The sequence below is a fragment of the Streptomyces sp. NPDC051738 genome (assembly GCF_044453205.1).
Classification (GTDB): Bacteria; Actinomycetota; Actinomycetes; order Streptomycetales; family Streptomycetaceae; genus Streptomyces.
Map to the genome: position 1 here is coordinate 294,811 of NZ_JBITCM010000014.1, position 11,367 is coordinate 306,177.

The 11,367-nt window shown below is 66.8% G+C and carries 10 protein-coding genes and 1 pseudogene; 7 read left to right on the forward strand and 4 right to left on the reverse strand.

The features are described 5' to 3' along the window. Window positions 1-53 precede the first annotated feature (53 nt). Both ACIA8X_RS30835 and ACIA8X_RS30840 read left to right on the forward strand, forming a co-directional pair. Window positions 54-521, forward strand: a complete 468-nt coding sequence (locus tag ACIA8X_RS30835) for a winged helix-turn-helix transcriptional regulator (protein WP_393447299.1) — start codon at window positions 54-56, stop codon at window positions 519-521. 133 nt (window positions 522-654) lie between these two features. Next, window positions 655-1,227 carry a TetR/AcrR family transcriptional regulator gene (locus ACIA8X_RS30840; RefSeq protein WP_393447301.1) on the forward strand — a complete coding sequence of 191 codons (573 nt, stop codon included), beginning with the start codon at window positions 655-657 and terminating at the stop codon, window positions 1,225-1,227. A 457-nt stretch (window positions 1,228-1,684) separates the two neighbouring features. On the opposite strand, the gene ACIA8X_RS30845 is transcribed toward ACIA8X_RS30840, so the two are convergent. Beyond that, a complete protein-coding gene (locus ACIA8X_RS30845; RefSeq protein WP_393447303.1) occupies window positions 1,685-2,551 on the reverse strand; it encodes an alpha/beta fold hydrolase in 867 nt (288 codons plus the stop codon). A 709-nt stretch (window positions 2,552-3,260) separates the two neighbouring features. Continuing rightward, entirely contained in the window at window positions 3,261-3,407 is a 147-nt protein-coding gene (locus ACIA8X_RS30850; RefSeq protein ID WP_393447305.1) for a hypothetical protein, read from the reverse strand. A 608-nt stretch (window positions 3,408-4,015) separates the two neighbouring features. On the opposite strand from ACIA8X_RS30850, the gene ACIA8X_RS30855 reads away from it, so the two are divergent. After that, entirely contained in the window at window positions 4,016-4,618 is a 603-nt protein-coding gene (locus tag ACIA8X_RS30855) for a TetR family transcriptional regulator (protein ID WP_393447307.1), read from the forward strand. A 426-nt stretch (window positions 4,619-5,044) separates the two neighbouring features. Then, window positions 5,045-6,049, forward strand: a complete 1,005-nt coding sequence (locus ACIA8X_RS30860; protein ID WP_393447308.1) for an NADP-dependent oxidoreductase — start codon at window positions 5,045-5,047, stop codon at window positions 6,047-6,049. Window positions 6,050-6,348: 299 nt separating this feature from the next. Here the strand turns inward: ACIA8X_RS30860 and ACIA8X_RS30865 are convergent, their stop codons facing one another. Further along, window positions 6,349-6,528: a hypothetical protein gene (locus tag ACIA8X_RS30865; RefSeq protein ID WP_393447310.1), complete on the reverse strand. Its 180-nt coding sequence runs from the start codon at window positions 6,526-6,528 to the stop codon at window positions 6,349-6,351. Window positions 6,529-7,141: 613 nt separating this feature from the next. On the opposite strand from ACIA8X_RS30865, the gene ACIA8X_RS30870 reads away from it, so the two are divergent. Further along, a complete protein-coding gene (locus ACIA8X_RS30870; RefSeq protein ID WP_393447312.1) occupies window positions 7,142-7,426 on the forward strand; it encodes a restriction endonuclease fold toxin-2 domain-containing protein in 285 nt (94 codons plus the stop codon). Window positions 7,427-7,497: 71 nt separating this feature from the next. Here ACIA8X_RS30870 and ACIA8X_RS30875 read toward each other — a convergent pair whose 3' ends face one another. Further along, entirely contained in the window at window positions 7,498-8,856 is a 1,359-nt protein-coding gene (locus tag ACIA8X_RS30875; protein WP_393447314.1) for a glycoside hydrolase family 43 protein, read from the reverse strand. A 522-nt stretch (window positions 8,857-9,378) separates the two neighbouring features. Between ACIA8X_RS30875 and ACIA8X_RS30880 the strand changes: the two are divergent. Next, window positions 9,379-10,206 (forward strand): annotated as a pseudogene (locus ACIA8X_RS30880) (glycoside hydrolase 43 family protein); the annotation flags it as partial. Between the two features lie 662 nt (window positions 10,207-10,868). Continuing rightward, a complete protein-coding gene (locus ACIA8X_RS30885; protein ID WP_393447316.1) occupies window positions 10,869-11,132 on the forward strand; it encodes an RICIN domain-containing protein in 264 nt (87 codons plus the stop codon). The last annotated feature ends 235 nt before the right edge of the window (window positions 11,133-11,367 follow it).

An 11,367-nucleotide genomic window follows, 5' to 3' on the forward strand; every position in this document is an offset into this window, starting at 1 on the left:
GCCGCGGGCCCACCTGACTGTCAATTGCGAAGTCAGACTATTACGATGGCGGGATGGAGTGGCTTGAGGCGAGCACCGAGAACTGCCCCGTCCAGCGCACGCTCGACGTGGTGGGAGAGAAATGGACGTTGCTGATCCTGCGCGACGCCGTCAACGGAGTCCGCCGCTTCGACGACTTCCACCGCCACATCGGCCTGTCGGAAGCCGTCCTCAGCGACCGCCTCCGGAAGTTGATCGCGGCCGGCGTCCTGAAGACCGTCCCCTACCGGGAGGCGGGCAGCCGCTCCCGTAACGAGTACCGCCTCACCCGCAAGGGCTGGGACCTGTGGCCCGTCCTGATGGCACTGAGTCAGTGGGGCGAAATGCACGCCCTCGGCCCTGAGGGACCGGTACTGGACGTGCGTCACACCGACTGCGACGCCCCGGTCCGCGTCATCGTCGAATGCTCCGCAGGGCACTCCACCCTCACTCCTGGAGAAGTCACCGCCCGGCTGGGGCCGGGTGCTCGCCTCCGGCCGTGAGCCGCCGGTCCCGGTCCACAGGAACCTTGGACCGACGCCAAGGTCACCTGCCGATCGTAATATTACGTGTGTCAGGCCATGGATTAGTCTGGAGTGCGAGGCAACGGCCTTACGGAGCGAATGGAGGAAGCTCGTGGTGCGTTACGCCAAGGAGCACAAGCAGGTGACGCGGCAGCGCATCATCGAGAAAGCCGGCCAGCGGTTCAAGCAGGACGGGATCGACGGCTCGGGCGTCTCCGTGCTGATGTCGGATGCAGGGCTCACCAACGGAGCCTTCTACGCCCACTTCGCATCCAAGGACGACCTCGTCGCCCATGTCGTGGCCGCCGAACTGCGCACGCAGGTCGCGAAGTACGACACCGTCCGGCCCGGCCGCCCGGGACTCGAGGACCTCGTTCGCGAGTACCTGTCTCCTGAGCATCGGGACCACCCCGGCCTCGGATGCCCTTCCGCCGCTCTGCTCGACGAGATCGGCCGCTGCGAGGACGAGACCAAACAGGCCTACACCGACGGCGCACGGGACATCGTGGAAGAGATCGCCGCCCGTCTGACACCTGAGGATCCGAAGTCCGCTCGCGGCACGGCCATCGGGCTCTACACCATGCTGGTGGGGACGTTGCAGCTGTCCCGCGCCCTCTCCGACCAGAAGTTCGCCGATGAGGTCCTTGAGCGAGGAATCGAGAACGCGCTCGCATTCATGAGGTGAGGGAGACGCCTGCAGCCACCCCACGAAGTCGCCGGGAGGCTCCTCCGACCGGATCCGCGATCATCGCGGCCGGCAGCCCCTGACGCTGGCCCGGTGATCACGTTCCGTCCGGGAGCCAGGCCGGACCCACCTGTCGACTTACAGGGGCGCAACTGCCCACGCTGCGAGGCCGGTTCTCGCGTCGACCACGCCGCCACCTGCTTCACGGGCTGGACCATCCGCCCCGTCCACGAACGGATGGGTCCACCACACCAGGCCCGATTTCCTCGTCCCGCTGCGCCTTGGCCTGGCCAGACGACCGGGAGGCGGGCAGGTCGCCAAGTCCGAAAAGACGTCTTGAGCCGCTCACCCAGAGGTGTCACGACTCTGGGACAACGTCCTCTGGTCTTCTACGTGGGAGCTGCTCTCGCGTACAAACCCAGTCCTCGGCCAAGGCGACGACCACACTTCACGCCTACTACCGTTCGAGGAACTCGAGAGCCGTCTCCACGAACTGCCGGTGGAACTGGAAGATGCCACCGTGTCCGGCGTCGGGGTAGATCACCAACTCGGCGTTCGGCAGTCGTCGCGCAAGGTCGGCCGAGTTCTTCGACAGGACCATCCTGTCAGCGTCACCGTTTGCGACGAGCACGGGCTGGCGGACGACGGAGAGATCTTGCGGCTTCTCCAGGCCCCAACGGTGAATGGCCTTGAGCTGGTTGCTGTACGCAATGAGGGACATCGCCTTGTCCCGGTCGACGGTGCGCTCCTTCAGGCGGGCCAAGAACTCCTTGCCGGCCCGACGCCCGTCGGCCGTGCGGGTGAAGAAGAGGAACTGCTTCGGGTCCTGGAAGGTGAGCAAAGCTCGGGCGGTGTCGAGATGAGACAACACCGTCACGTTCTTGATGCCCTCGCCACCCGCAGGACCGGTGCCGCTGAGAATCAGCTTGCGGACGAGCCGCGGATCGGTCTGCACGATCACCTGGGCGATCATGCCGCCCATCGAGAAGCCATGGATGTCGACGTGATCCAGTCCGAGCGCCCGGATGAAGGTGACGGCATCCTTGGCCATCTCCTGAACAGTGCGCGGAGTCGAACCGGTGGAAGTGCCGACGCCCCTGTTGTCGAACGTGATGACGTGGCGCTTGGCGGCTATGCCGTCGACGACCCGGGGGTCCCAGTTGTCGAGGACTCCGTAGAGATGGTTGAGAAAGACCACCGGGACGCCGGACCGGGGACCGAGCTCGCGGTAGGCGAAGGTCACTCCCCCAGCAGTGATGGTGCGGGTCGGCGCGTTCTTGTACGACGTCACGACGTCGCCTCGTGCTTCCTGTGAGTCATTCACGGTCGTGCCCTTCAGGGTGGGGGTTTCTGCGAGGGCGCCGATCAGTTGCCTGCGTCGCCCGGCTGCGGCTGCAGTCTGCGGGGTCGACGATCAAGGTCGAGGGGGGCGGAATCCTGAGCGGGCGAGCTCCTCGGCATCACGTCGATTATTAAAGTATGACCGTAATTCAATGAGCCTGCAAGCCGACACAACGAACCAGATACAGGTCCCGACGCAAGCACCGTGGACATCACAGCCTGGGACGATCACCGCGGGGATGGTGCCGCCGCCCATCTGCACCCCTTGCCCGCTTGCCCGCTTGCCCGCTTGCCGCACAAGGCAACTACCGTGATCACCCACCACAGATGGCGACGCGTGCGGCCGTGCACGGTCGCGATGGACAGCGCCTCGACAAACGCCTCACCCCGCTCCAGACCCCTCGGGGCGAGCCAACCACAGGTCTCGGGGAGCTGCTCCTAGCCGGCCACGCCCGCGGGGGCCGCATGGATCGATCGCATGCGGAGGTCGACGAAGGGTGCGTGGGTGAGCCGTTTGAGCCTGCGCCCTCAAGGTGGCCCCAGAGCCCTACCGATACGCCTGACCACGAAGAAGGAGTCCGTGACGAACCGACCAGTCGTACGCGTACGCGAGCCGAGCAAGCAGCCACGTTGAGCCATCGGCCATCTCGTGAGGTCACGTCGCCGGGACGCGCCGACCGCCGGCCAGGCCCTCAGGCGGCAAGGAAGTCGGCCACCTGCCTAGTGAAGGCCTTGGCGTACTGGAAGAAAAACACGCGGTCGTCGCCGACATGGAGCACGAGGGTGGCGTTGTCGAGGTGCTGAACCGCGACGTAGGAGTTGCGGGCGGGGATCATCACGCCGTTGAGGCCGTTGGCGTAGCGGAGGGGATGTTTGATGCCCTTCTCCTGTTGACGGGCGTGCGCGACATCTCACGACTCTGCCCGCGCGGCACACCGAAGGCCCGCCGTGATGGCAGGACTGGGTTCTCTTCACCGGCACCCGATGCACTGAGCCAACCTTGCCGACCAGGTCGCGGATCCGCCCGAATGGGTCAATCACCTGCTCGACGACGTCGTTGACGTAGGCGTCCCCGGGTGCATCGAGCTCGCTCGATGCGGATCAACCGCCACGACGGATGGCAGACATGCCTACCGGCTCGTTTCGATCACCTCGGAATCCCCCGTACCAAGCGCAAGAGAGGCACCTCCGGGGCGGACGGTCAGATCACGTTCGTAACACTACGTACGAGAGGCGACAGTCCCGAGCAGGCCCTCGCGACCGACCGCACCCCGACCAGCCTCGAGCCGACAGCAAGACGCCCCGCGGGGAGGGGGTGCGGGGTCATCCGGCACGACACCTCGCCGTCGACCAAGCAGTCGCCGACACTCCAGGGTTATTAAATTACGTTCACAATACAATGCAACGAGGGAGAGCGAGCGACCCTCCGAGAACGAAGGAGCGTGCGGTGCGATACGGGACAGAGCACAAGCGGGCGACCAGGCAGCGGATCATCGAGGCGGCCGGGCGCCGGTTCAAGCGGGACGGCATCGACGGCTCGGGCATCTCGGCGCTCATGAAGGACGCAGGGCTGACCAACGGCGCCTTCTACACCCACTTCACGTCGAAGGACGACCTCGTGGCCACCGCGGTCGCCGACCAGCTACAGGCACAGAACGCGAGCATCGTCGCCCAGGCGGCGCCTGGCCGCGCCGGACTTGAGCAGATCGTGCGGTGGTACCTGTCCACCCACCACCGCGACAGCCCGGACGACGGCTGCCCCTCCGCTGCCCTGCTCGACGAAATTCGGCGCTGCACAGACCCGACCAAGCAGGCTTACACCGACGGCGTACTGATGGTCATCGACGGCATCGCCGCCCGCCTGGCACCCGACGATCCGCTCTCGGTCCGCACCAAGGCACTCAGCACCTACGCCATGATGGCCGGGACGCTACAGCTCTCCCGCGCCCTCGCCGACAGGCGTCTCGCCGACGAACTCCTCGAGCAGGGCATCCACAACGCCCTCGCACTGCTGGGCATCGAGCATGAGCACGCCAGGGCCACCACCTGAGGCACCCGCAGCACGCGCTTGCCCGCACGGCAGGCCGCCCAGCCGCACCCGGGCGTCACACCGCCGCAGCCCGAGAGCAAAGGGGCCCACTTGCGGTCCACCGACCCACCATATAGAATTACGTCCATAATTCAATGAGTCTCGCCCCCTTCACGGGCCAGCGGCGGCATCCACGAACGCGCGAACAGGGCAACCCGGAAGGTTCTCCCGATCAAGGAAAGGCCGGTCCCCACATCCGGCACACCTCACCCGCGCCTGTCACCGAGGGCACTCATCCTTCGGTCGGCAGCCAGGCCGAGAGCCCCGCAGCCCCTACGACCCATTGCGCAAAAGCCTGTACACCACCACGAATCACTGTCCAATGGCCGGGGAAGCCCGGGATCAACAGCACCCCCGTCCGCCTGCGGACGAGACATGGAGACGACGATGAGGGCCTTCACCGTGGAGCGCTACGGCGACAAGGCCGGTATGCGCGCCGGCGAGGTGCCGGACCCGGAGGTGGGCGCGGACGACGTACTGGTCCGGATCCAGGCCGCGAGCATCAACCCGCTCGACCGCATGATCCGGGACGGCGAGATGAAGACGATCCTGCCGTACCGGGTCCCGTTCGTCCTGGGCAACGACCTGGCCGGAGTGGTGGTCGAAGTGGGTGCGTCCGTCACGCGGTTCGCGGTGGGCGACGAGGTCTTCGCGCGGCCCGACAAGGACCGGATCGGCACGTTCGCCGAACTCATCGCGGTGCATCAGGACGACGTCGCGATCAAGCCGGCCACGTTGACCATGGAGGAGGCGGCGTCCCTTCCCCTGGTCGCCCTGACCTCGTGGCAGGTGCTGGTCGAGCGGGCACACGTTCAGCCTGGTCAGAAGGTCCTCATCCACGCCGGTTCCGGCGGCCTGGGCACGATCGCCATCCAGCTGGCGAAGCAGCTGGGCGCGCATGTGGCGGCCACCGCGAGCACCGCCAACGTCGACCTGGTGAAGCGCCTGGGCGCGGACGTCGTCGTCGACTACAAGAAGCAGGCGTTCGAGACGGTGCTGCACGACTATGACGTCGTCCTGGACTCGCTCGGCGGCGAGACGCTCCAGAAATCCCTGGACGTACTCAAGCCCGGCGGGAAGGTCATCAGCGTCGCGGGCCCTCCCGACGCCGCTTTGGCCAGGGAACTGGGAGCGAATCCGCTCATCCGGCTGGCGATGTCCGCGCTGAGCTTCCGGATCCGACGACGCGCCCGGCGCCGCAACGTGACGTACTCGTTCCTGTTCATGAAGGCCAGCGGCGACCAACTGCGCGAGCTCACCCCGCTCATCGAGGCCGGCAAGATCCGCCCCGTCGTCGACACCGTGTTCCCGTTCGAGTCGGCCCGAGAAGCACTGGAGTTCGTCGAAGCGGGGCGCGCGAAGGCCGGCAAGGTCGTCGTCAGGATGATGTGAGGAAACAGTCCCCCCGGCCGATGAAGGTCCTCCAGGGTGGTGCAGCGTTCGCTGCACCACACGACCGCACTCAGGTGGACACGAGCAGCCCTTCGAGGCCTGCCTACGTGGCCATGAAGACAGCGACTCTCCCGACGCTGATCCCAAACCTTGCAGCCCGCGGGCGAGGCGTGTCGCCAACTCAACACGTGGGGATGACGATGCCCACCCTCGTCCTGTGACGGCCAGGGTTCCGCAGGGCGCGGACGCCGGTGCCGCGGAGCCAGAACCCGGCGTCGCGTCCGAGGACCGGCCCGGACTCACCGCCGCGCAGCGCGAGCGTCCACACCGGGACTATTGCCGTCGCGGTCGAGCCGTAGATGCACTCCGAGGCGACGGCGCCGAAGTGCGTCCGTCAGCCACTCGGCCTCGAAGGACGCTAGATCGTCGGAGCGGCGGGCGCGGTCGGCGAGTTCGTCGAGCACACGGGCAGGAACCACGGAGACAAAGCGAAGAGCACTGCCTGCCTCGACACGCGAACTTAGGCTCTCCCACACTCCCTTGTCGCACAGAGCGACCTACCCAAGCCCAGCAGTACGTACAGGGCATGCCTGATCGTCCCGGCTCCCTCGTAACGGTTGCCGAACTTGTCCGTCTCGCCACCCGGCCGCGGTGCCACCATGCCCCCTGCCCTCTCCAGCCCGGCCAGACGGGCCGCGCGCGGACGCTACCGCATGCATGCGAGGCTCGCCGAGGACCACTGAGCGAGTCTCATTGAGCGTGGCTTACGGCGATCCGCTTCTACAAGAGCCTGCGGGACGTGCCCGGCATCGAACGCTGTCCGGGACCGCTACCACCTCGAGCGCCCGTCGCACATCTCCTTGCCCTTGGATTCCAGCACCTCACCCCGGGGGCGATAACGGACCCAACCTTCATTTCTCCTGGCCACGACGCCATAGGTGATGTACCACCAGCAGACGAAGAACCTGCTTCGCCGAGCTCGTCGCCCTGGCCAAGGACCGGTGAACTCAATGGACTTCACCGCATAGCCGCCGCTTCTTGTGGTCGACGTCGAAGACAATGCGGCCAATCCACCGGACCGACGCCGACGGGATGGCCGTCGAGGCGAAGTACGTGAACAAGCCGGACCAGCGCTGCTACCGCTCCCTGGAAGATCTCCGCAAGTACGCCGCGGCCCTGAATGATCCGCGGAACTCGGAGATGCGGGGCGTCGAAACCGTCACCGACAGCCAGGAAGCAGTCCAGCACCACACCCACGATGGAACCCGAAGAGATCGCGGAACTCCGCACCATGTACGTCTTCACCCCGCCGGAGGGGTAGAGCTGGGGCCTGACGTTCGAGAGCCTCGAAGTCAAGCTGCGCGAGCGGAACCCTGATCACCGGACGACACCTGCTCCCGGGATCTGAGCCTGACAGGCTCAGATCCCGGGAGAACATCGCGGACAGGTCAGGCCCAGGGGCTGACCACCGTGAAGGAGCTGTCGGCGCGGAACGTGTCGGTGTTCTGGTAGGGGTCCACGCGCAGGGCGTAGTTGTAGTGGCGGACGTAGCGGCCGGGGTAGTTGTACGACTCCAGGCGGACGGAGCCGGAGGCGCTGCCCGGGCGGGCGCAGTAGGTGGCGTCCTTCTTGAAGGTGTCGGTGCCATTGCTGCTGTCGAAGCGGACCCGGAAGTCCCAGTGGCGGAGATAGCGGCCGGAGGAGTCGCGGAAGGAGTAGCAGTTGGCGTCGGCGAGGCCGGGTACGACGGTGAAGGTGGCGCTCTGCTTGACGGCGGTGCTGCTGGAGGTGCTCACCGGGTCGATGTAGCCGAGGCTTTCGGGGCGTACCACGGCGTACCGGTCGGGGTAGTTGACCGACCGCAGCGACCTGGCGGCGTTGGTGGGCAGGGTGACACCGCCGGGGACTGTCTCCTTCAGCACGGTGGCGTGGCGGATGAAGCCGGACAGCCCGGGCACCTCGGTGGGCGCGGACCAGGTGGCGAAGTTGTCGTAGCTGTCGCTGTACCAGTACTTCCCGGCACGGTAGCCGTCGTAGTAGATGCGCCAGCCGCCGTTGTCGAGCTGAACCAGGGCCGGACCCTCGACCCAGTCGCCGAAGCCGGCCCAGTCGCCCGTCTTACGCAGGGTGTAGGGGCCGGTGAGGCTGGAGGCGGTGGCGTACTCGATGTACTTCGTCGTCTCGTTCTTGGAGAACGCGTGGTAGGTGGAGCCGACCTTGACGATGAAGGTGTCGATGTAGTTCGGGCCGATACCGGACAGCTGGGTGGGCGCGGACCAGGTGGTCAGCGCTGCGTTGGTCGCCGTGATCTTGTAAGCGGTGAAGTGGGTGGCGGTGCTCGCCGCCGTCAGGGACACGATGACGTTGACGCTGCCGTCGGTGTCGATGAACCACTCAGGTGCCCAGGTGCGGGTCAGCCCGCCGATCGGGATCGTGTAGTTGTACAGGAACGTCCAGTTCACCCGGTCGGTGCTCCGGGCGAAACCGATCGTGTTCCCCGTCCAATTGGTGGTGTAAGTGAGGTAGTAGTAGCCGTCGGTGTGCTTGAAGATGCTGGGGTCCCGGATCAGCCCGGACGGCGGGGTGTAGGCGGGGCCTTTCTGCAGGGTGAATCCGGTGGCGTCCGGCGAGTCGTACACATACAGGTTCGACTCACTGCTGTTGGTGAACGCGGTCATCGTGTACCGCGTGGCCTGCCCGGCCGGAGGGGCGGCGGCGGAGGCGGTGCCCTCAAAGACGGCGCCGCCCAGCAGGACCAGCAGCAGCGGGCCCAGCAGGGCGAGCAGCTTTCTTACGGTTCTGTTCAACTCTTCCTCCGGGCTCGGCCAGTCCGCTGGGCCGATCGCCGTGACGAGGGGTGTGGCTGTTCGAAATAACGACCAGTGTGCGGAACTTCGAGCAGAAGATAGGTTTGGGCCGTGGTTCCGTCAATGTTTCCGACGAGTACCGTTCGGTGCATTTCGCGCCGCCCGGATATCGAAGAAGCCGCACCGTCACACACGTTGACTTCCGCACGGGACACCCTTTACGTTCGGCGCCGACCCCGTCCGGCAATTCGACCCACGTTCGGAATATCGGTCATTCGCGGTGCGAGAGCGGTGCCGCCTCCGGAAGGAACCCACCCCCCATGCCCCGAACCGCGCGCTTTCCAGGCGCGACCCCTTCCCCAACCCCACGGCCTGGACACCGGACTTCGACGCCCTCGAGGTCCAGGCGGTGTTTCGCGAGGGAAAACCGCCCGCCCACGCGATGACTTCTGAAAAGGGACGGTCTTGGACATCACCAGACGACAGCTCGGCCGGCTCGCCGCGGTCGGCGCCGGGGCGCTCGTGTTGCCGGGCCTGCTGCCCCCGAGCAGGGCGGCGGCGGCCGTACCTCCGGCCGGCTCATGGGGCGACCAGGGCGACGGCACCTACGTCAATCCCATCCTCCCGGGCGACTTCAGCGACTGGGACTGCATCCGGGTCGGCTCCGACTACTACGGCATCACCAGCACGTTCGGGTACTCGCCCGGCATGGCCGTCCTGCACGCGAAGGACCTGGTCAACTGGCGCACGCTCGGCGGCGCGGTCGACGATGTCACCCGGATCGGACCGGAGTTGAACTGGGACCGGAAGAACCGCTACGGCCGTGGCGTGTGGGCCGGCGCCCTCCGCTTCCACGCGGGGCGGTACTGGCTGTACTTCAACACGCCCGACGAGGGCTTCTTCATGACGTCGGCCTCGTCGCCGGCCGGGCCGTGGGAGCCGTTGCACTCACTGTGGCGGATCTCCGGCTGGAACGACGTGTGCCCGTTCTGGGACGACGACGGTCAGGGCTACCTGGTCACCACGCACTACGCGGACAGCTGCAAGGTGCATCTGTTCAAGCTGTCCGAGGACGGCAAGTCGCTGGTCGGCCCGTCCACGGTCATCCACCAGTCGCGGAGCAGCGAGGCCAACAAGCTGCACAAGATCAGCCGTGTCTACTACCACCTGTTCAGCGAGGTGAAGTCCGAAGGCCGGGTGGTCATGATGAACCGCGGCTCCAGCCTCTACGGCCCGTTCGAGACCCGGCAGTTGCAGCACGTCTCCCCCTCGCTGGACCGCGAGCCCAACCAGGGCGGGCTGGTGCAGGCTCCGGACGGCGCCTGCTACTGGATCACCCCCCGCGGCACCGGACGCTGGGAGGGGCGCCTGCTCTCTCTGCTGCCGGTGACCTGGGTGGACGGCTGGCCGATCCTGGGCGAGGTGGGCGCGGACGGCATCGGCACCATGGTGTGGACCGGCCGGGTGCCCGCCGGCGGCACGCCCGGTATGCCGGTCGACGCGCTGCCCCCCGTGGTGACCAGCGACCTGTTCACCGACACCCGCCTGGGGCCGCAGTGGGGGAACTACCAGCCGCGCGTGGACCACTGGTCGTTGACCGAACGACCCGGCTACCTGCGCTTGAAGGCGTTCGCCCCGCTCGAACTGGCCGGCCTCGCCGACGGCCGGCACGCCGGGCTGTGCCACTACGCCGGGTTGGGCGTCCGGCGCTCCGGGACCACCACCACGATCGCGCACAACGCCGGCGGCACTCTGACCTACGGCCCGGCGATCACGCAGAACGCCGTGTGGCTGCGCACCACCTCCGACGTCTACGGAGTTTCAGCCGGTTCTCCTACAACCTCGACGGAAACGTCTTTTCCTCGTTCGGCGGCACCTACCAGCTCACCTGGGGCGGATACCGCGGTGACCGGGTCGGCCTCTACACCTACAACACGAACGGCACCGGCTAAGTCGACGTCGGCTCGGTGCAGTACACCATCGCGCCCACCAGGGTCTACACGTGCGTCAGGGTGCGCGGCGGCAAGGTCGCCGACGTCTACCGTGCGTCGAACGCGGACGGCGCCGCCGTCATCCAGTGGCCCGACACCGGCGCGTCGAACCAGCAGTGGGCCTTCCAGTCCACGGGGGACGACTACCACACCATCGCCTGTGTCCGCAGCGGCAAGGTGCTCGACGTCAAGGGAGGCAGTAGGGCCGACGGTGTCGCGCTGATCCAGTACCGCGACGTCGGCAGTTCCAACCAGCGATGGAGCTTCCATCGCGTCACCGGCTAGGGACCCTGAGGGGTGGAGGCGGAAGTCTCGCCGGGTGTCAACGACCAAGCAATCGCTCTCTCGTCATCGAAAGGTTCAAGATGTCTTCCTTCGTCAGCAGACGGCGCCTGCTGCAAGTAGCCGGGGCCACGGTCGCCGCATCTGCCACGGGATCCTTCATCGGCACATCTCCCGCCCACGCGGCGGCTGTTCCTCCCGCGAGGGCCGACATAGGGGTCTTGGCGCACCCCTTCGA